At 76.0% G+C, this 19326-nt stretch carries 17 protein-coding genes; 7 read left to right on the forward strand and 10 right to left on the reverse strand.

All coding sequences use genetic code 11. The features are described 5' to 3' along the window. Positions 1–27: 27 nt before the first annotated feature. From WJX68_RS14270 to WJX68_RS14295, 6 genes are all read right to left on the reverse strand, one after another. Complete coding sequence (locus WJX68_RS14270) at positions 28–1512, reverse strand: cytochrome ubiquinol oxidase subunit I (RefSeq protein ID WP_340290882.1); 1485 nt, start codon at positions 1510–1512, stop codon at positions 28–30. 132 nt (positions 1513–1644) lie between these two features. After that, positions 1645–3111 (reverse strand): M1 family aminopeptidase, encoded by a 1467-nt coding sequence (locus tag WJX68_RS14275; protein ID WP_340290884.1) that lies wholly within the window; start codon positions 3109–3111, stop codon positions 1645–1647. A 60-nt stretch (positions 3112–3171) separates the two neighbouring features. Further along, positions 3172–4107, reverse strand: a complete 936-nt coding sequence (locus tag WJX68_RS14280; protein WP_340290886.1) for an alpha/beta hydrolase — start codon at positions 4105–4107, stop codon at positions 3172–3174. A 33-nt stretch (positions 4108–4140) separates the two neighbouring features. Then, the gene (locus WJX68_RS14285; RefSeq protein WP_340290888.1) at positions 4141–4860 is read right to left on the reverse strand and encodes an FAD-binding oxidoreductase; all 720 of its coding nucleotides are present in this window, start codon (positions 4858–4860) and stop codon (positions 4141–4143) included. Positions 4861–4862: 2 nt separating this feature from the next. Continuing rightward, on the reverse strand, positions 4863–5483 hold the full coding sequence (locus WJX68_RS14290) for a molybdopterin-dependent oxidoreductase (protein ID WP_340290890.1): 621 nt from the start codon (positions 5481–5483) through the stop codon (positions 4863–4865). A gap of 43 nt (positions 5484–5526) precedes the next feature. After that, positions 5527–6012: a DUF3237 domain-containing protein gene (locus WJX68_RS14295; protein ID WP_340290892.1), complete on the reverse strand. Its 486-nt coding sequence runs from the start codon at positions 6010–6012 to the stop codon at positions 5527–5529. A 260-nt stretch (positions 6013–6272) separates the two neighbouring features. On the opposite strand from WJX68_RS14295, the gene WJX68_RS14300 reads away from it, so the two are divergent. The 3 genes from WJX68_RS14300 (at position 6273) to meaB (ending at position 11487) form a co-directional block, all read left to right on the forward strand. Then, the gene (locus tag WJX68_RS14300; RefSeq protein WP_340290894.1) at positions 6273–8213 is read left to right on the forward strand and encodes a methylmalonyl-CoA mutase family protein; all 1941 of its coding nucleotides are present in this window, start codon (positions 6273–6275) and stop codon (positions 8211–8213) included. Beyond that, positions 8210–10420: a methylmalonyl-CoA mutase gene (gene scpA / locus WJX68_RS14305; protein ID WP_422785704.1), complete on the forward strand. Its 2211-nt coding sequence runs from the start codon at positions 8210–8212 to the stop codon at positions 10418–10420. The genes WJX68_RS14300 and scpA overlap by 4 nt, the downstream gene beginning before the upstream one ends. Positions 10421–10503: 83 nt before the next feature. Then, positions 10504–11487 (forward strand): methylmalonyl Co-A mutase-associated GTPase MeaB, encoded by a 984-nt coding sequence (meaB, locus tag WJX68_RS14310; protein ID WP_340290896.1) that lies wholly within the window; start codon positions 10504–10506, stop codon positions 11485–11487. A 71-nt stretch (positions 11488–11558) separates the two neighbouring features. On the opposite strand, the gene WJX68_RS14315 is transcribed toward meaB, so the two are convergent. Next, positions 11559–12299, reverse strand: a complete 741-nt coding sequence (locus WJX68_RS14315; protein ID WP_340290897.1) for an HpcH/HpaI aldolase family protein — start codon at positions 12297–12299, stop codon at positions 11559–11561. A gap of 89 nt (positions 12300–12388) precedes the next feature. On the opposite strand from WJX68_RS14315, the gene WJX68_RS14320 reads away from it, so the two are divergent. Next, entirely contained in the window at positions 12389–13396 is a 1008-nt protein-coding gene (locus WJX68_RS14320; RefSeq protein WP_340290899.1) for an ABC transporter substrate-binding protein, read from the forward strand. A gap of 54 nt (positions 13397–13450) precedes the next feature. Beyond that, a complete protein-coding gene (locus WJX68_RS14325; RefSeq protein ID WP_340290901.1) occupies positions 13451–14281 on the forward strand; it encodes an NAD(P)-dependent oxidoreductase in 831 nt (276 codons plus the stop codon). A 37-nt stretch (positions 14282–14318) separates the two neighbouring features. Here WJX68_RS14325 and fdhA read toward each other — a convergent pair whose 3' ends face one another. Continuing rightward, positions 14319–15533 (reverse strand): formaldehyde dehydrogenase, glutathione-independent, encoded by a 1215-nt coding sequence (gene fdhA, locus WJX68_RS14330; RefSeq protein ID WP_340290903.1) that lies wholly within the window; start codon positions 15531–15533, stop codon positions 14319–14321. A 273-nt stretch (positions 15534–15806) separates the two neighbouring features. Between fdhA and WJX68_RS14335 the strand changes: the two genes are divergently transcribed. Further along, a complete protein-coding gene (locus WJX68_RS14335; RefSeq protein WP_340290905.1) occupies positions 15807–17015 on the forward strand; it encodes an acyl-CoA dehydrogenase family protein in 1209 nt (402 codons plus the stop codon). An 8-nt stretch (positions 17016–17023) separates the two neighbouring features. On the opposite strand, the gene WJX68_RS14340 is transcribed toward WJX68_RS14335, so the two are convergent. After that, positions 17024–17377 carry a GntR family transcriptional regulator gene (locus WJX68_RS14340; RefSeq protein ID WP_340290907.1) on the reverse strand — a complete coding sequence of 118 codons (354 nt, stop codon included), beginning with the start codon at positions 17375–17377 and terminating at the stop codon, positions 17024–17026. After that, a complete protein-coding gene (locus WJX68_RS14345; RefSeq protein WP_340290909.1) occupies positions 17371–18288 on the reverse strand; it encodes a hypothetical protein in 918 nt (305 codons plus the stop codon). Before WJX68_RS14345 ends, WJX68_RS14340 begins: the two co-directional genes overlap by 7 nt. A gap of 88 nt (positions 18289–18376) precedes the next feature. Here WJX68_RS14345 and WJX68_RS14350 point away from each other — a divergent pair, with 88 nt between their 5' ends. After that, entirely contained in the window at positions 18377–19315 is a 939-nt protein-coding gene (locus WJX68_RS14350; RefSeq protein WP_340290911.1) for an alpha/beta hydrolase, read from the forward strand. Positions 19316–19326 lie beyond the last annotated feature (11 nt).

The raw sequence follows: 19326 nt of genomic DNA on the forward strand, positions 1-19326 counted from the left end.
CTCTCCTGTGGGCGGGTCGGGAGCCGGTCAGTAGCTGAAGGCGGGCGCGCGCTCGTCGCCGCGGGTGGGGGCGGGGTCGTCCGGGGGGTGGGGCAGCGCGCCGGCCGGTCCGGCCTGGACGTAGCGGAACAGCAGCCGCGCCTCGACGACGGCGAGCACCCCGTACAGGGCGGTGAACGCGGCCAGGGAGAAGGCGACCTCGCCCAGGCTCACGCCGGGGGAGACGCTCTGCGCGGTGAGCAGCTCGCCGTGCACCGTCCAGGGCTGGCGGCCCACCTCGGTGAGCACCCAGCCCGCGATGTTGGCGGCCAGCGCCGCCGGGAGCGCGAGGATCGCGCCGCGGTAGGCCCACCGGTGCCACCACCGGGCCGGGGCCGGACCGCCGTCGCGGGTGAAGCCGGGCAGCCGTCCGCCGCGGGTCAGCCACAGCCCGGCGGCGGCGACGGCGACCCCGGCCATGCCCAGGCCCATCATCAGCCGGAACGACCAGTACAGGACGGCGATGTTCGGGCGGTAGTCGCCGGGACCGTAGAGCGCCTCGTACTGCGCCTGCACGTTCTCGATGCCCTGCACCTCGCCCCACGGGCTGCCGGTGGCCAGGAAGCTGAGCACGCCGGGCACCTGCACGTTGATGTGGTTGCGGCTGCCCTGGACGTCGCCGACGGCGAACAGCGAGAACCCGGCGGACTGCTCGTCCTCCCACAGCGCCTCGGCCGCGGCGAGCTTCATCGGCTCGTAGGTGGCGGCGAGCTTGGCCTGGTGGTCGCCCGAGGCGATCACCAGCACCCCGGCGACCAGGGTGACCAGGAACCCGGCGCGCAGGGTCCGGCGGAACAGGGTGTGCTCGCCGGCGGGCGGGGCGTCCTGCCCGGTCCGCGGCCACCGCTCGCACCGCAGCTTCCACGCGCTCACCGCGGCGACGAACAGCCCGGCGATGAGGAACGCGGCGGACACGACGTGCACGTAGGTCGACCACGCCTGCGGGTTGGCCAGCACCGCGCCGATGTCGGTGAGGCGGGCCCGCCCGGTCGCGGTGTCGACCTCGTACCCGACGGGGTGCCGCATCCAGGCGTTGGCGGCGAGGATGAAGTACGCCGACAGGTTCGACCCGATCGCCGCGGCCCAGATGCACGCCAGGTGCACCCCCCGGCGCAGCCGGTCCCACCCGAAGATCCAGAGCCCGATGAAGGTGGACTCCAGGAAGAACGCGATGAGCGCCTCCATCGCCAGCGGGGCGCCGAACACGTCGCCGACGAAGGTGGAGTAGGCGCTCCAGTTCATCCCGAACTGGAACTCCTGGACGATCCCGGTGACCACGCCCATCGCGAAGTTGATCAGGAACAGCTTGCCGAAGAACTTCGTGGCGCGCAGGTACTCGGTGCGCCCGGTGCGGAACCAGGCGGTCTGCAGCGACGCGACGATCACCGACAGGCCGATGGTCAGCGGCACGAACAGGAAGTGGTAGACCGTCGTGATCCCGAACTGCCACCGGGCCAGGTCGAGCGCGTCCATTCCGGACCTCCGCCTCGAAGTTCTACGTCCAGTAGTAGTTCTACCGGAAGTAGAAGATCGTCGGGGAACGGGGCCGGGTGGCACTGGCCACGCGTGTCGCCGCCGGGCCCGGGCGGGGCGGCGCCGGGCCGCTCAGCGGGGCGGGTCGAACGCCCCGTGCTCCCGCAGCACCGCCAGGACCTCGGGCAGCCCGGCGAAGGCGCGCTCGACGTCGGCGGGGGCGGCGACCCGGTGGGCGTTCGCCGCGACGTAGCCGCGCACGGCGGCGTCGAACCGGTCCGCGCCGACCCGGTCGCGGCCCTCGAACAGCGCCGCCGCGCCCTGGTCGTAGACGCCGTCGACGAGCGCGTCGAACCCGCCGTTGCGGTCCCACCACGCCATCGGCGCCCCGATCGGTCCCGCGACCTCGCCGGGCCCGAAGTCCTCGATGCGGTACAGGTCGCGCTGCCCGGCGACCAGGGCCTGCGCCCAGGTGGCGAACGCCTCGTCGAGCCAGGGGTCGCGCCCCTGGTCGTTGCCGACGAGCGCGTAGAACCAGGAGTGCGCGAGCTCGTGCGCGGCCAGCGACGGCCGGGTACCGGCGTCGACGTCGCCGAACTGCAGGTGGGTCGGGAACTCGATGCCGTCGCTCTGGGTGGGCACGACCGCCAGCCACAGGTCGGGGTAGGGGTAGGGGCCCAGCACGCGCTCCAGGGCGGGCAGGAGGCGCGCGACCTCGTCGTGCCAGTCCTGCGCGGAGCCGCGCAGCGCGCCCCCGCGCGGCGCCCCCGCGCGGCCCTGCGCAGGGACGCCGACGTGCACCCGGGTGGCGCCGACGGTGGTGGTGCCGAGGTCGTAGGCGCCGACGGCGACCGCGACGTCGCGGACGGCGTCGGCGGCGAAGGTGTGGGTGACCCGCCCGCCGCCGGCGTCGCGGGTGCCGGTCGCGGTGCCGGCGCCGACGACCTGCTGCCCGGCCCGCGCCGTGACCGCCAGGGTGAGCCGCTGGTCCTCGGCCACGACGGTCTCGCCGGACATGCGCGTCGCGGGGGTGCGGACCCAGCCGCGGCCGCGGACCAGGTCGAGCACCGGCAGGGGCGTGCCGAGCCACGCGGTGCCCGCCGACGGCGAGTACCCGATCCGCTCGTCGGAGTCCGCCCCGAGGGTGAGGGTGAAGCCCAGCTCGGCGGTGACCGGCGTCCCGGCCTCGGCGCAGCCGGGCAGCGGCAGCGCGACGAGCGTGCCCGGCGCGCCGTCGGGGGCCCCGGCCCGCTCGGTGCGCGGGGTGACCGGGGTGCCGTCGACCCGGGCGTCGGTGACCCGCGAGGAGCCGCCGTTCGCGACGACGGTGGGGCGGTTGCTCCACAGCCGGAACACCAGCTCGCACACCCCGGTGTCGGGGGTGAGGCGCACCGTCTGGCGGCCGGTGGCCGAGGACAGGTCCGGGGCCATGTCCAGCGTCGCGTCGACGACGGGGCGCTGCGGCCACGGGGCGGCCCGCTCGGCCGTGCCGGCCGGGGACCGCCCGGCGCCGGGCACCCCGGCCGCGCAGCCGCCCAGCACGGCCAGCACGACCACGACCCCGGCCAGTGCCCGCGACCGCCGGATCGTCTCGACCATGCCCCGCACGCTAACCACGCGTGACGGGCCCGGCGACCGGCCCGCGCGGGTGTCACCCGGTCAGGTGGCGGCGACCGCCAGGGTGCGGCGCAGGAAGTCGACCTGGGCGGCGACCGACCGCTCGAACATCGCGCCGGTGTAGATGTCGAAGTGCCCGCAGGCCAGCTCCAGCACCTCCGACCCGGCCCCGGCGCGGGCGGCGACCGCGCGCACCGCCGCCGGCGGTGCGATCGAGTCCCGCGCGGCCACGACGACCAGGATCGGCGCGCGCAGCCGGGCGGCCGCGGTCACCGGCCGGTTGAGCGGGATCCGCAGCGCCCCGCGGGCCCGCATGGTGTTGCGGAACGACGGCCCGGTGATCGAGGAGTAGCCGGCCTCGGCGTCGGAGGAGGTGATCGCGGCCAGCGATCCGGGCGGACCGAACACCGCGATCCGGTGCGGCGGGCGGCGCAGCAGACCGGCGGCGGCGTCGCGCAGGCCGTGCCCGGTGAGGCGGGCCAGCTGGCCGGGGCCGGCGTAGCGCAGGATCTCCAGCAGCGCCGCGGCGCCGTCCATCGCCGCGCCCTGCGAGATGACCGCGGCGACCTGGCCGTCGCGGGCGGCGACCGGCACGACGTGACCGCCGGAGTAGCTCGACCCCCACAGCACGATGCGCTCGGGGTCCACCCCGGGCAGGGTCCGGGCGTGCGCGATCGCGGCGTGGTAGTCGGCGCGGTGGCGGCCGTGGTGGACGTCCTGGTCCAGCGCCGGGTCGCCGGTGCCGTCGCTGGCGCCGAAGCCGCGGTAGTCGAACAGCAGGACCTCGCAGCCCGCGGCGGCGAAGCGCTGGGCGAACGGCAGCAGCCCCGAGTCGCGGGTCGCGCCGAACCCGTGGGCCATCACCACGCAGGGGCGGCCGCGGCCCCCGGCGAGCCCGTCGTCGGCGGCGGCCAGGTGCCAGGCGGCGCAGCGCACCCCGGCGCTGCGGAACGACGTCTCGGCGGGCATCACGGTCATGCCGGGATACTGCCGCATCCGGCGGTGCCCCGGTCAGTCCCCGGTCGGGCCGAACTGCTCGATCCGGATCGCGGAGTCGGGGACGCCGGCCGCGGCGAGCAGGTCGGCCGCGGCGGCGGCGAAGGCCGGGGACCCGCAGACGTACGCGGTCTCCCCGCCGCGCACCAGCGGGGCGACGTCGTCGAGGGTCAGCCGCCCGGCGGGGCGCGCCGAGCCGTCCGGGGCGACCTTGGTGAACACCGGGACGACCTGCGGGACGGCGAGCTCGTCGCCGTAGTAGAGGCCGCGCGGGGTGCGCACCGACACCAGCATCCGCACCAGGTCGGGGCGCCCGGTGGCGCGGGCGTGGCGCAGCATCGCGGCCAGGGGGACCTGCCCGGACCCGCCGCCGACCAGCAGTGCGGGGCCGTCGCCGTCCCAGGCGAACCAGCCGCCGACCGGGCCGCGGACCTCCAGCACGTCGCCGGGGACCACCACGTCGTGCAGGAACTCCGAGACCTCGCCGTCGTCGAGCCGCTCCACCGTCAGCTCGATCTCCGGGCGGCCGTCGGGCGCGGAGGCCACCGAGTAGGAGCGCTGGGCGGTGTAGCCGTCCTGCGCGGTCAGGCGCAGCACGTAGTACTGGCCGGGCAGGTGCGTCGCGGGCTCCTCCAGGCCGAGCCGGAAGGTCTTCACCCTCGGCGCCTCGTCGTGCACCGACAGCACGGTGGCGGCCTGCCAGCGCAGGGTCCGCCGGGACGTCGTCGCGGTCATCCTCAGTCCCCCTGGAAACGCTGCTCGGACCACGGGTCGCCGCGGTCGTGGTAGCCGTTGCGCTCCCAGAAGCCGGGCTCGTCGTCGGCCACCAGTCGCAGCCCGGCCACCCACTTCGCGCTCTTCCAGAAGTACAGGTGCGGCACGAACAGCCGGGCCGGGCCGCCGTGCTCGCGGGTCAGCGGGGCGGGCGCGGCGGGCGCGGTGGCGGCCTCGAAGGCCACCCACGCCCGCCCGCCGGTCACGTCGGACAGCGGCATGTTCGTGGTGTAGCCGGAGTGGCTGTGCGCGACGACGAAGCGGGCCTGCGGCAGCGGGCCCGCGGCCTCCAGCAGCGCGTCGACCGGGACCCCGCTCCAGGTCATCCTGAACTTCGACCAGGTGGTGACGCAGTGGATGTCGCCGTCCCAGCGCTCGCGGGGCAGCGCGCGGATCTCCTCCCAGGTCCACTCCGCCGCCCGCTCGACGAGGCCGTCGACGCGGAAGGTCCAGCGTGCGGTGTCCAGGGTGGGGGCGCGCTCGGCGGTCAGCACCGGCCACTGGTCGCCGACGTCGTACTGGCCGGGCGGCAGCCGGTGGTCACGCGGCCGGCGGCCGACGAATCCTCGGGTCACGCGGGGCATGTCAGTGCACAATGCCGCACCGGGCGGCGATGTTCCCGCCGGGTCAGGTGAGCAGGTAGGCGTCGTAGGCGACCGCGCCCGGCGTGCGCACCGCCGAGGCCACCAGCACCGCGGTGTTGAGCCAGGCCCGGTCCGGGTCCGCGGTGCGCGCGTCCACCACGACCCGGAAGTAGTACGCGGCCGGGTCCACCGCGTCCCCGGCGAGCAGCGCGTCGAGCACGGCGGGCGGCCCGGTGCGGTAGCCGCTGGTCGCCAGCTGCAGCAGGTGCCCGGAGTCCAGCGCGACGCTGTAGCGGGTGTCGATCACCGCGGTGCCGTCGTCGAGGACCCGCTGACGGTCCGCCCCGCCGCGCAGGACCGCCCCGTGCAGCCCCTCGCCGTCGCGGCCGGGGCCCGAGACCCGCCCGCCGACGATCGGGATCTCGCGCTCGCGGCCGAACGGCGTGCGCCCCACCTCCAGCGGCGGGTCCAGCAGCACGTGCACGTGGGCGACCGGGACCAGTCCCGGGACGGCGGGGGAGGGCGGCACGCCGCAAGGATGCGCGACCCGCACCCACCGGGGCTACCCATGAGGACTACCGGCGGGGAACGGCCGGACGACCGCACCGGCGCCGCCGGACGGTCCCGCTGGGCCAGTCGGGTGCATCACAGGCCGTGCGCGCCTCACCACAGCCGATGCCCCGGGCGCCACCCGCTCACTAGACTCCGCTGCACTTCGGTGACGTCGACGACGGCGGCACCCGGCGGGCAACGTGGCCGCCCCGCGGGCCGGTGAGGAGAGCAGAGCGGATGACGGACAGCGACCGCGGCGCGGTCGACCGCGCAGCCGGCCCGGGGGACGGTCCCGGGACCGGTCCGGACGGACCGGTGGAGCCCGACGAGCTCGTCCTGGCCGGGGAGTTCGACCCGGTCACCCGGGAGCAGTGGCTCGCCGCCGCCGACGCGGTCGTCCGGAAGTCCGGGCGGATCGGTGCGGACGCCGAGCTCGGCGCCGGCGTCGACACCCTGACCCGCACCTCGCCCGACGGCATCCGGGTCGCCCCCCTCTACGACGCCGGCGACGTCGCCGACCTGCCGCCGACCGGTGTGCCCGGGGCGTTCCCGTTCACCCGCGGCGCCCGCGCCGACGGCCACGTCCCCGACGGCTGGGACATCCGCCAGCGCCACGCCGGCACCGACCCGGCCGCGGTCCGCGAGGCCGTCCTGGCCGACCTGGAGTGCGGTGTCACCTCGGTGTGGCTGCGCGTCGGCGACGGCGGCGTGCCGGTCGCGGACCTGGCACGGGCCCTGGAGGGCGTGCACCTGGACCTGGCCGGTGTCGCGCTCGACGCCGGCACCGAGCAGGTCGCCGCCGCGCAGGCCTACCTGGACCTGGCCGCCCGCAACGGCGTCGAGGACGCCGAGCTGCTCGGCTCGCTCGGTGTCGACCCGATCGGCCTGCGTGCCCGCGCCGGCAGCGGGCCGGACGTCTCCTCGGTGGTCGAGGTCGCGCGCCGCGTCGCCGGCACGTTCACCGGCGTCACCGCCGTGACCGTCGATGCCACCGTGATCCGCGAGGCCGGCGGCTCCGCCGCCCAGGAGCTCGGCTGGTCGCTCGCCGCGGGCGTCGCCTACCTGCGCGCCCTCACCGACGCCGGTCTCGGCACCGCCGACGCGGCGCGGCTGCTGGAGTTCCGCTACGCCGCCACCCCCGAGCAGTTCCCCACGATCGCCACCCTGCGCGCCGCGCGCCGGCTGTGGGCGCGGGTGCTGCAGGCCAGCGGGGTCACCGACGTGCCGCAGCGCCAGCACGCGGTCGTCCCCGAGTCGCTGTTCTCCCGCCGTGACCCGTGGGTGAACATGCTGCGCGGCACCGTCGCCGGGTTCGCCGCCGGAGTCGGCGGTGCCGACGCGGTCACCGTGCCGCCGTTCGACGCGGCGATCGGGGTCTCCGAGCCGTTCTCCCGCCGGATCGCCCGCAACACCCAGAACCTGCTGGTCGAGGAGTCGCACCTGGCGCGGGTCGTCGACCCCGCGGGCGGCTCGTGGTACGTCGAGCACCTCACCGACGACCTCGCGGGCGTCGCGTGGGCCTTCTTCCAGGAGATCGAGGGCGCGGGCGGCGCGGTCGCCGCGCTGGACTCCGGGCTCGTCGCGGAGCGGACCGGCGAGGTCCGAGCCCGGCGCGAGAACGACGTGGCGCGCCGCAAGGCCCCGCTCACCGGCGTCTCGGAGTTCCCCGACCTGCACGAGAAGCCGGTCGAGCGGACCCCGCTGCCGCCTCCGGTGCAGCGCGGCGGGCTGCCGCTGTACCGGCCGTTCGAGGCCTACGAGGCCCACCGCGACCGCTCCGACGCGGTGCTCGCCGAGACCGGCTCCCGCCCCTCGGTGTTCCTCGCGACGCTGGGGCCGCTGGCCGCCTACACCGCGCGGGCCGGTTTCACCCGCAACCTGCTCGGCTCCGGTGGGATCGACGCCACCGACGCCGGTCCCACCGAGTCGCCCGAGGACGTCGTGACCGCGTTCCGCGACGCCGGCACGCCGGTCGTCGTGCTCTGCTCCTCCGACGCCGTCTACGGCGAGCGGGCCGCGGACACCGCCGCCGCGCTGCGCGAGGCCGGCGCCGCGCGCATCCTGCTCGCGGGGCGCCCGGCCGAGCTGCCCGCCGGGGTCGACGGCTGCCTCTACGCCGGCTGCGACGCCCTGGCCGTGCTCGACGACGTGTACACCCACCTGGAGGGGTCGCAGTGAGCATTCCCGACTTCACGAACGTGCCCCTCGTCGGCGACACCGCGCCGGCGACGGCGGGCACCGGATCGGCCGCGGCCTGGGAGGCGCCCGAGGGCATCGCCGTCAAGCCGCTCTACACCGCCGACGACCTCGCCGGGGTCGACTTCCTGCAGACCTACCCGGGCATCACGCCCTACCTGCGCGGGCCGTACCCGACGATGTACACCAACCAGCCGTGGACGGTGCGCCAGTACGCCGGGTTCTCCACCGCGGCGGAGTCCAACGCGTTCTACCGGCGCAACCTCGCCGCCGGGCAGAAGGGCCTGTCGATCGCCTTCGACCTGGCCACCCACCGCGGCTACGACTCCGACCACCCGCGCGTCGCGGGCGACGTCGGCATGGCCGGGGTCGCGATCGACTCGATCCTCGACATGCGCCAGCTGTTCGACGGCATCCCGCTGGACCGCATGTCGGTGTCGATGACCATGAACGGCGCCGTGCTGCCCGTGCTGGCGCTCTACATCGTCGCGGCGGAGGAGCAGGGGGTGAGCACGGAGAAGCTGACCGGGACCATCCAGAACGACATCCTCAAGGAGTTCATGGTCCGCAACACCTACATCTACCCGCCGCAGCCCTCGATGCAGATCATCTCCGACATCTTCGGCTTCACCAGCCGCAGGATGCCGAAGTTCAACTCGATCTCCATCTCCGGCTACCACATCCAGGAGGCGGGGGCGACCAACGACCTGGAGCTCGCCTACACCCTCGCCGACGGCGTGGAGTACCTGCGGGCCGGAGTCGACGCCGGGCTGGACATCGACAAGTTCGCCCCGCGGCTGAGCTTCTTCTGGGCGATCGGCATGAACTTCTTCATGGAGGTCGCCAAGATGCGGGCCGCGCGCCTGCTCTGGTCCAAGCTCGTGCAGCGGTTCGAGCCGCAGAACGCCAAGTCGCTGAGCCTGCGCACGCACTCCCAGACCTCCGGCTGGTCGCTGACCGCGCAGGACGTCTACAACAACGTCGTGCGCACCTGCGTCGAGGCGATGGCCGCCACCCAGGGCCACACCCAGTCGCTGCACACCAACGCCCTGGACGAGGCGCTGGCGCTGCCGACGGACTTCTCCGCCCGCATCGCCCGCAACACCCAGCTGCTGCTGCAGCAGGAGTCGGGCACGACCGACGTCGTCGACCCGTGGGGCGGCTCGTACTACGTCGAGAAGCTGACCTACGACCTCGCCCGCCGCGCGTGGGCGCACATCGAGGAGGTAGAGAAGGCCGGCGGGATGGCCCAGGCCATCGACGCGGGCATCCCGAAGATGCGCGTCGAGGAGGCCGCGGCCCGCACGCAGGCCCGCATCGACTCCGGCCGGCAGCCGGTGATCGGCGTCAACAAGTACGTCGTCGACGCCGACGAGCAGATCGAGGTCCTGAAGGTCGACAACGCCAACGTCCGCCGCGAGCAGCTCGAGAAGCTGCAGAAGCTGCGGGCCGAGCGCGACGACCGGGCCGTCGACGAGCGGCTGCGCGCCCTCACCGGTGCCGCGGAGAAGATCGCCGAGGGCTCCCCGCGCGCGGACGAGGAGAACCTGCTGCAGCTGGCCGTCGACGCGGCCCGGGACAAGGCCACGGTCGGGGAGATCTCCGACGCGCTGGAGAAGGTCTTCGGGCGCCACGCCGGTCAGATCCGCATCATCTCCGGTGTGTACTCCGCCGAGGCCGGGCAGAACCCGGCGATCGACCGCGCCCGCGAGCTCGTGTCCGGGTTCGCCGCCCACGAGGGCCGCCAGCCCCGCATCCTGGTCGCGAAGATGGGCCAGGACGGCCACGACCGCGGCCAGAAGGTCATCTCGACCGCCTTCGCCGACATCGGCTTCGACGTCGACGTCGGGCCGCTGTTCCAGACCCCGGCCGAGGTCGCCAAGCAGGCCGCCGAGTCCGACGTGCACGTGATCGGCGCCAGCTCGCTGGCCGCCGGGCACCTCACGCTGGTCCCGGAGCTGCGCCGCGAGCTCGCCGAGCTGGGCCGCGAGGACATCATGGTCGTCGTCGGCGGGGTCATCCCGCCCGCCGACGTGCCGGAGCTGCTGGAGATGGGCGCGGCCGCGGTGTTCCCGCCCGGCACGGTCATCGCCGAGGCGGCGGTCGACCTGCTCGGCAAGCTGTCCGCGGCGCTCGGCCACGACGACCCGGACGCCCCGGCGGCCGGCAGCAGCGTCTACGCCGACTGACCCGCACGACGGCCCGGGCCCGGTGCGCGACCCGCACCGGGCCCGGGCGCCCGACCCCGTTCCCCGAGGAGACACCCCCGCCGATGGCCCCCCGCGTCCCCGACCCCGCCGAGCTCGCCCGTGGCGTCCTGACCGGGGACCGCACCCTGCTGGCGCGGGCGATCACGCTCGTCGAGTCCAGCCGGCCGGACCACCAGCGCGCGGCCCAGGAGCTGCTGCTGGAGCTGACCCCGAAGGCCGGGCACGCGGTGCGCGTCGGCATCTCCGGGGTGCCCGGCGTCGGCAAGTCCACGTTCATCGAGGCGATGGGCACGCGGCTGACCGGCGCGGGCCACCGCGTCGCGGTGCTCGCCGTCGACCCGTCCTCCACCCGCACCCGGGGCTCGATCCTCGGGGACAAGACGCGGATGCCGCGCCTGGCCGTCGACCCGGACGCGTTCGTGCGGCCCTCGCCCTCGGCCGGGACGCTCGGCGGGGTCGCGCGGCGCACCCGCGAGACGATGGTGGTCATGGAGGCGGCCGGGTTCGACGTCGTGCTCGTCGAGACCGTCGGCGTCGGCCAGTCCGAGACGGCGGTCGCCGGGATGGTCGACACCTTCCTGTTCCTGACCATCGCCCGCACCGGCGACGCGCTGCAGGGCATCAAGAAGGGCATCCTGGAGCTGGCCGACGTCGTCGCCGTCAACAAGGCCGACGGCCCGCACGAGCAGGACGCCCGTGCCGCCGCCCGCGAGCTGGCCGGTGCGCTGCACATGATGACCCCGACCTCGGCGCACTGGCGGACGCCGGTGCTGTCGTGCTCCGCGCAGACCGGGGCGGGCCTGGACAAGGTCTGGGAGAAGGTCACCGAGCACCGGGCCGCGCTGGAGAAGGGCGGCGAGCTCGCCACCCGGCGCGCGGACCAGCAGGTCGAGTGGATGTGGCAGATGGTGCGCGACCGGCTGATGGACCGGGTGCTGCACGACCCGCGGACGTCGCAGGCACTGCCGTCGCTCACCGCCGACGTGCGCGACGGCGCGCTGACCCCGACCCTGGCCGCGCAGCGGATCCTCGACGTGCTGGGCTGAGCCCAGGCGCGCCCCGGCGCCGCCCGGCGCCGCCCGGCGACACGGACGGGGCGCCGCCGGGACGTGGACGCTCAGGCGCGGGCGTCGGCCAGCTTCTCGGCCAGGGTGGCGCGCAGCAGCGCCTGCTCGGCGGCCAGGAAGGTGAAGGTGGCGCCGAGCGAGCGGAAGCGCCGGGCGTGCGCGGGGGAGTCGCAGTAGATGCCGACCGGCACCCCCGCCGCGGTGCACTGCGCGGTGATCCCGGAGACCAGCTCGGCGTAGCGGTCGGCGTCGGGGCCGTCCTCGTCCTGCGCAGCCAGCGCGAACCCGTGCGCCAGCGCCAGGTCCGACGGGCCGATGAACACCGCCGCGAGACCCTCGACGGCGACGATGTCGGCGAGGTTCGCCACCGCCGCGACCGTCTCCACCATCACCACGGCCCGTCCGGGGGCCAGCGGGTCGCGCCCGTGCCAGGACGGGCGGACCGGTCCGAAGCTGCGCACCCCCTCGGGCGGGTAGCGGCACGCGGCGACGGCGGCCGCCGCCTGCTCGGCGGTGTCGACCAGCGGGACGATCACGCCGTCGGCGCCGCGGTCCAGGGCCCGCCCGATCGCCTCGCCGCCGTGCCCGGGCACCCGCACCAGCGAGCGCGTCCCGGTGGCGGACAGGGCCTGCAGCATGCCGAGCACGGTGTCGTCGCCGATCAGGCCGTGCTGGGTGTCGACGCAGACCAGGTCGAAGCCGACCGAGCCGGCGATCTCGGCGACGGCGGGCGAGGGCAGCTGCAGCCAGCCACCGACGGCGCCGTCGGTGAACAGGGAGTCGGAAGTCATGGCCCGACCGTGCCGTGTCCCGGTCGGGGCGCGCCAGTCGAGATCACCGTCTCGTTGTGCGCGGGGCGCTCGTCCGCTGAGATGGATAGGTGAGGCTCACCTTCATCCCGGTCCTGGCCGCCGTCGCCTGCCTCCTCGCGACGGCGGGCTGCGGCGCGGCCGCCGTCGAGACCCCCGCCGCGGCGGGCGGCGACGGCACCGCGCCGGTCGCGCTGCCCGCGGGCCAGGGCTCGCCGCAGCCCGACGGCGTGTTCCCGCGCACGGTCGTGCACGAGGGCGGGACGACGGTGGTCCCCGCCGCGCCGCGCCGGGTCGTCGTCGTGTCCACCGGGCAGCTGGACGGGCTGCTGTCGCTCGGTGTCGTCCCGGTCGCGTCCACCCGGGTCGACCGCACCACCCTCGTCCCCGCCTACCTGGCGACCGCGTTCGGCGAGCACGCCGCCGCGCTGGGCGCGATGACCGACGTCGGTTCGCGCACCGATCCCGGGATCGAGGCGATCGCCGCGGTGCGGCCCGACCTGATCCTCGCCAACGAGGCGGGCACGGGGGAGCTCTACCCGCGGCTGGCGGCGATCGCGCCGACCGTGCTGACCCGGGGCAACGGCGTGAACTGGAAGTCCGATCTGCTGCTGCTCGGGCACGCCGTCGGCCGGGCCGGGGCCGCGCAGGCGCTGCTCGACGAGCTGGCCGGTCGGGCCCGCGCGGTCGGCGCGCGGACCGGCCCGGTGGAGGTGTCGCTGCTGCGCGTGCAGCCCGACCGGGTGCGGGTGTTCGGCGTCGGGTCCTTCGCCGGCTCCCTGGTCGCCGACGCCGGCCTGGCCCGCCCGCAGAGCCAGCGCTTCGCCGCGACGTCGCGGGACCTGTCGAACGAGGAGCTGGCGCTCGCCGACGGCGACCGGGTGTTCTACGGCGTCGCCGGCGCCCGCCCGGGCGACCCGCCGCCGTCGCTGCTCACCGGCGGGGTCGGGGCCCGGCTCGCCGCCGTGCGCGAGGGCCGGACCACCGCCGTCGACGACGACACCTGGTACCTCAACGCCGGCCCGGCGGCCGCGCGGGTGGTGCTCGACGACATGGCGGCGGCGCTCACCACCGGCTGACCGGGCGCGGCACGCGCCGCCGGACGGTCCGCACCGGGGTGTCATCATCGGCGCATGGCACCGTCGAGCGTCGCGCCGCTCCCCGCCCGCCCCGTGGTCGGGGTCCTGCACCCCGGCGCGATGGGCGCCGCGCTCGGGTCGGCGCTCAAGGCCCGCGCGGGCGCGGTGATCTGGGCCGACGCCGGCCGCTCGCACGCCACCGCGAAGCGGGCCGAGCTGGCCGACCTGCAGGCGGTGCCGACCGTGGCCGACCTGGCCGCCCGGGCCGACGTGATCGTGGCGATCTGCCCGCCGCAGGCGGCCCGGGAGCTGGCGGCCCTGGTCGCGGCCGGGCTGGCCGGGCGCACCGACCGGCCGCTGTACGTCGAGGCCAACGCCGTCGCCCCGGACACCGTGCGGGGCATCGCGACCCTGCTCGGTGACCGGGCCACGGTGTGCGACGGTGCGGTCATCGGCCCGCCCGCCTGGTCGGCGGGCACGACCACCCTGTGGCTGTCCGGTCCGGGCGCCGACGTGGCGGCGGGCCTGTTCGAGGCGGGTCCGTTCGCGGCCAGGGTGCTCGGCACGGCCGGGACCGACCTGGGTGCGGCGAGCGGGCTGAAGGCGTGCTTCGCGCTGCAGAGCAAGGCCGCGCCGACGCTGTGGCTGGCGCTGGAGCAGGCCGCGGCGGCGTTCGGGGTCACCGAGGCGCTGCACGAGGAGCTGGCGCGCAGCGGGGTCGACCACGCGGGCGCGCTGGCCGCGGCCCGCGAGCGGATGGCCGGGCGGGCCCGGCGGTGGGCCGGGGAGATGGACGAGGCCGCCGACGCGTTCGCCGCGGCGGGCGTCCCGGACGGGTTCTCCCGGGCGGCCGCCGAGGTCTACCGCCGCGCCGCCGAGGGGTGAGCGGGCCCGCACGCCGGGCCCGCCCACCCGCGGGCGGTCAGGCCGCCACGGAGCCGTGCGGGTCGATCACGAACTTGCGGGCCACGCCGCCGTCGAACTCGGCGTAGCCGCGCGGGGCGTCGTCGAGCGAGATCGTGGTCGCGTTGACCGCCTTCGCGATCTGCGCCCGGCCGGACAGGATCGCCTGCATCAGCTGCCGGTTGTACTTCTTCACCGGGCACTGGCCGGTGGTGAACGAGTGCGACTTCGCCCAGCCCAGCCCGATCCGCACGCCGAGCGTGCCCTCCTTCGCGTTGTCGTCGGCGGCCCCCGGGTCGCCGGTCACGTACAGACCGGGGATGCCGAGCGCGCCGCCGACCCGGGTGACCTGCATGACCGAGTTCAGCACGGTCGCGGGCGCCTCCCCGGCGTCGCGGCCGTGCCCGCGGGCCTCGAACCCGACGGCGTCGACGGCGGCGTCGACCTCCGGCTCGCCGAGCAGCTGCTCCAGCTGCTCGGGCAGCGTCCCGTCGGCGGACAGGTCGATCGTCTCGCAGCCGAAGCTGCGGGCCTGCGCGAGCCGCTCGGGGATCATGTCCCCGACGACGACCGCGGCCGCCCCGAGCAGCTGCGCCGCGTGCGCGGCGGCCAGCCCGACCGGACCGGCGCCGGCGACGTAGACCGTCGAGCCGGTGGTGACCCCGGCCGAGACGGCACCGTGGTAGCCGGTCGGGAAGATGTCCGACAGCATCGTCAGGTCGAGGATCTTCTCCAGGGCCTGGTCGCGGTCGGGGAAGCGCAGCAGGTTGAAGTCGGCGAACGGGACCATCACGTACTCGGCCTGCCCGCCGATCCAGCCGCCCATGTCGACGTAGCCGTAGGCGGCGCCGGGCCGTGCCGGGTTGACGTTGAGGCACACCCCGGTCTTGCCCTCGTTGCACATCCGGCAGCGCCCGCAGGCGATGTTGAACGGCACCGAGCAGATGTCGCCGACCTTCGCGAACAGCACGTCGTCACCGACCTCGACGATCTCGCCGGTGATCTCGTGGCCCAGCGACTGACCGATCGGGGCGGTGGTGCGGCCACGGACCATGTGCTGGTCGGAGCCGCAGATGTTGGTGGTGACGATCTTGAGGATCGCCGCGTGCGGTGCCTTGCGCTGGATGCCCAGGCCGTCGACGACGTCGGTCGGCAGCTCCAGCTTCGGGTACTCGATCGACTCCACGGCGACCTGGCCGGGACCCTTGTAGACGACGACGCGGTTGTCGGGCATGGTGTGCCTCCCTCGGCGCGGGTGGCGCGGCCGCGGTCACGGCCGCGCACTCGGCGTCGCGCACCGGCCGCCCCCGCTCCGGCCGCACCGCCGAGCGACGACTCTCCCAGCCCGTGCACACATGCGCACGTCCCGATGGTCCCGGGATCCGCGCGGGCGATCGGCCCGGCGCCGCGCCGGGACAGCGCCGGGACCGCGCCGGGACCGCGCTGCACTGCACGGTCGGTCAGGTCCGGCGGGCCCGCGCCGCGTGCGCCGGTGATACTGCGCCCCATGACCCGTGACGATCTGCTCGAGCCGCCGGTGCCGGTGCTGACCCCGCCCCACCACACCCCCGAGCGGGAGGCCCTGCAGAAGCAGGCGCGGGAGTTCGCGACGACCCGGGTGCTGCCCGTCGCGAACGAGCTGGACCCGCGCAAGGGCGAGATCCCGCGCGAGCTGCTCGACGAGATGGCCGCGCTCGGGTACTTCGGCATCACCGTCGACCGCGAGCACGGCGGTCTCGGGCTGGGCGCGTTCGAGTACTGCATGGTCGCCGAGGAGCTGGCCCGGGCCTGGATGAGCGTCGGGTCGATCATCGCGCGCGCCCAGGGCGCCGGCACCGCGGTCGCCGACCCCGACCGGCGTGCCGATCTCCTGCGGCGCAGCGCCGCGGGCCGCTGGATCGGCGCGATCGCGCTGTCCGAGCCCGACGCCGGCTCCGACCTGGCCGCGGTGGAGACCCGTGCCGTCCGCGACGGCGACGAGTTCGTGATCACCGGGCACAAGCGCTGGACCGGCAACGCGAAGGCGGCCGACTTCATCCAGGTCCTGGTGCGCACGGGCGACCCCGGGCCGGGGGAGAAGCGCTCGGCGGGGCTGGCGACCGTCGTGCTGGAGAAGGAGCGCGGCACCTTCCCGGCGGGGCTCACCGGGCGCCCGATCGACAAGATCGGCTACCACGGCTTCGTCACCTGGGACCTGGAGTTCGACGGCGTGCGGGTCCCGGTCTCCGACCAGCTCGGCGCCGGCGGCGAGGGCTTCGCCGACGCGCAGGCCTGGCTCAACGTCGCCCGGGTGCACACCGCCGCCCGCGCGGTCGGGCTGGCCCGCGCCGCCGTCGAGGACTGCATCCTCTACCTGCAGCGGCGCCGCCAGTTCGCCCACCCGATCGGCGACTTCCAGGCCGTCCGGTTCACCCTGGCCACGATGGCGGCGCGGGTGGAGCAGGCCCGCGCGTTCTACCAGCACGTCGCGCACCGGCTCGACGCCGGCGAGCCGTGTGAGCGCGAGGCCGCCATGGTCAAGCTCGTCGCGACCGAGATGGCGGCGGAGGTGACCGCGTCGGGCATCCAGCTGCACGGCGGCAACGGCTACACCACCGAGCACCAGGTGGAGCGGCACTGGCGCGACGCCCGGCTGACGACGATCTTCGAGGGGACCAGCGAGATCCAGCAGAAGATCGTGGCCGACCGGCTGCTGCCGCGCAGCCCGCTGGGCTGAGCGGGGCGTCAGCGGAAGGCGGCGCGGACCGCGTCGAGGGCGTCGGCCTCGTCGAGGCCGAGCCGGCGGGCCAGTGCGGCGAGCTCGGACGCCGACCGGGACAGTTCGGCCCGCCCGCCGGTGGCCCGCTCGGTCAGCACCGCGCCCCGGCCGCGGCGCAGCTCGACCAGCCCCTCGTCGCGCAGCTGCTGGTAGCCGCGCAGCACGGTGTGCAGGTTGATCCCCAGTGCGCCCGCGACCTCGCGGGCGCTGGGGAGCCGGTCACCGGCACCGGCACGGCCCTCGGCGACCGCCCGGCGGACCGAGGCCGCGACCTGGTCGCCGAGCGGGACCGTCGAGGACGGGTCGACCCGGATCAGCACGGGGGGACCGCGCCTCGCTCGGCCCGCCGGTCCAGCTCGGCGTTGACCAGACCGGCGGCGGTGGCCGCGTCGGCGACGGTGACGACGAACTCGCGCCCGCGGGTGAGGTCGAGGACCAGTGCCTCGCCGGAGCGGCGCGCCCGGTAGCCGAGCAGGCCGGGGGAGCGGCGCAGCGGGCCGTAGTCGTTCCAGCGGAAGCGGTCGGGGTCGAGCTGCTCGGCCCGCGCGGACCGCACCTCGTCGAGCGGCGCGTCGGTGAGCGTGCGGCCGAGCAGGGCCTGGCGGACGTGCACGCCGTCGCCGTCGACCCGGACCCGTGCGAACGCCGAGAGCGCGGTCGTCAGCACCGCCACCGCGACGAGCGCGACGACGACACCGGAGCCCGCGCCGGACAGCAGCTGCAGGGCGGCCGCCACGAGCAGCAGCGCGGCGACGGCGAGGGTCGGGCGGGACAGCACGGTGCGCGACCACAGGTAGCGCTCGCCGGGCGCGAGCGGGGTGCGGACCGCGTCGTGCGGCGGACGGGCCGCGGGCGCGGGCGGGTTCGACGCGTCGGGCCCGGCCAGCAGGTACCCCAGCAGGTACGCGGCCGCGGCGGCCGACAGGACCAGTACCGTCCAGGCCGCGCCGGGCAGCTGCGGCGCGAGCCGTGCCGCGGGCACCCACCAGATCAGCACGGCGAACGCCCAGGCGCTGCCCACGGCGCGCCGCTGGACGTCGGGCCGGCCCGACCGCAGCTGCCACAGCGGCAGGCCCAGGCCGAGCAGCCCCAGCAGGACGATCGCGAGGGCGCTGCCGCGGCCCGGGGTGCCGGTCGCGACCAGGGCGAGGATCCCGGCGACCGCCAGGGCGGTCCCCGGTGCGGCCGCCAGCAGCCTGCGGCGGGTGGTGCGGGTGGTGGACGTGCTCATCGTGGCTCCCTCCCCGGACATCATTGTTTGCAATGTACTAGAACAACTACACCCGCGCACCCCCGGCCGGGAGGCTAGCGTCGACGCCGTGCCGCTCGATCCCGCGTTCCGCACCCTGCTCGACACCCTGACCGCCGCCGGGTCCCTGCCCCTGGTCCGCGACGGCGACCCGGTCGCCAGCCGGGCGCACTACCGGTCGCTGGCGCTGGCCCGGCGGGGTCGCGAGTTCGTGCCCGAGGCCGTCGCCCGGGTCGAGGACGACGCCGTCGCCGGCCCGGGCGGCCCGGTCGGGCTGCGCACCTACGTCCCCGGCGCCGACCGCGGCGACGCGGTCGTGGTCTACCTGCACGGCGGCGGCTGGGTGCTCGGGGACCTCGAGACCCACGACCCGGTCTGCCGCCGGGTGGCGAACGCGACCGGCGCCGTCGTCGTCGCGGTGGACTACCGGCTCGCGCCCGAGCACCCGCACCCCGCCCCGCTCGACGACGCGTGGGCGGCCCTGCTCGCCGTCGCCGGCCGCCACCCCGGCCGGGTCGTGGGCGTCGCGGGGGACAGCGCCGGGGCGGGCCTGGCCGCCGGTCTCGCGCTGCGCGCGCGCGACCGCGGCGGTCCGCCGCTGGGCGCGCAGCTGCTGTTCTACCCGCCGCTGACCCCGGAGCCGGCCACCCCGTCGCACCGGGACAACGGCGAGGGCTACTTCCTCACCGCCGCGGACATGTCCTGGTTCTGGGCGCAGCTGCTGTCCGGGCCCGCCCCCGCCGACGCCGAGGTCGCGCCGCTGGGGGCGGACCCGCCCGCCGACCTGTCCGGGCTGGCCCCGGCCGTCGTCGCGACCGCGGAGTTCGACCCGCTGCGCGACGAGGGCCGCGACTGGGCGGCCGCCCTGGAGCGCTGCGGGGTCGAGGTGGTCGCCGTCGACGGGCCCGGGCTGATCCACGGCTACGTCGCCTTCCTCGGTGCGGTGCCCGCCGCCGAGCGGGCCGCCGGTCGCGCCCTCGACGCGTTCGCGCGGCTGCTGCGCCGCTGAGCCGTGCGGCC

Origin of the sequence: Pseudonocardia spirodelae (assembly GCF_037727765.1) — a bacterium.
Lineage (GTDB): Bacteria > Actinomycetota > Actinomycetes > Mycobacteriales > Pseudonocardiaceae > Pseudonocardia > Pseudonocardia spirodelae.

What these genes read in the sequence shown, in the direction of transcription:
- WJX68_RS14270 (WP_340290882.1), bottom strand. Translation starts at nt 1,512, where the DNA reads ATGGACGCGCTCGACCTGGCCCGGTGGCAGTTCGGGATCACGACGGTC.
- WJX68_RS14275 (WP_340290884.1), bottom strand. Translation starts at nt 3,111, where the DNA reads ATGGTCGAGACGATCCGGCGGTCGCGGGCACTGGCCGGGGTCGTGGTC.
- WJX68_RS14280 (WP_340290886.1), bottom strand. Translation starts at nt 4,107, where the DNA reads ATGACCGTGATGCCCGCCGAGACGTCGTTCCGCAGCGCCGGGGTGCGC.
- WJX68_RS14285 (WP_340290888.1), bottom strand. Translation starts at nt 4,860, where the DNA reads ATGACCGCGACGACGTCCCGGCGGACCCTGCGCTGGCAGGCCGCCACC.
- WJX68_RS14290 (WP_340290890.1), bottom strand. Translation starts at nt 5,483, where the DNA reads ATGCCCCGCGTGACCCGAGGATTCGTCGGCCGCCGGCCGCGTGACCAC.
- WJX68_RS14300 (WP_340290894.1), top strand. Translation starts at nt 6,273, where the DNA reads ATGACGGACAGCGACCGCGGCGCGGTCGACCGCGCAGCCGGCCCGGGG.
- meaB (WP_340290896.1), top strand. Translation starts at nt 10,504, where the DNA reads ATGGCCCCCCGCGTCCCCGACCCCGCCGAGCTCGCCCGTGGCGTCCTG.
- WJX68_RS14315 (WP_340290897.1), bottom strand. Translation starts at nt 12,299, where the DNA reads ATGACTTCCGACTCCCTGTTCACCGACGGCGCCGTCGGTGGCTGGCTG.
- WJX68_RS14325 (WP_340290901.1), top strand. Translation starts at nt 13,451, where the DNA reads ATGGCACCGTCGAGCGTCGCGCCGCTCCCCGCCCGCCCCGTGGTCGGG.
- fdhA (WP_340290903.1), bottom strand. Translation starts at nt 15,533, where the DNA reads ATGCCCGACAACCGCGTCGTCGTCTACAAGGGTCCCGGCCAGGTCGCC.
- WJX68_RS14335 (WP_340290905.1), top strand. Translation starts at nt 15,807, where the DNA reads ATGACCCGTGACGATCTGCTCGAGCCGCCGGTGCCGGTGCTGACCCCG.
- WJX68_RS14345 (WP_340290909.1), bottom strand. Translation starts at nt 18,288, where the DNA reads ATGAGCACGTCCACCACCCGCACCACCCGCCGCAGGCTGCTGGCGGCC.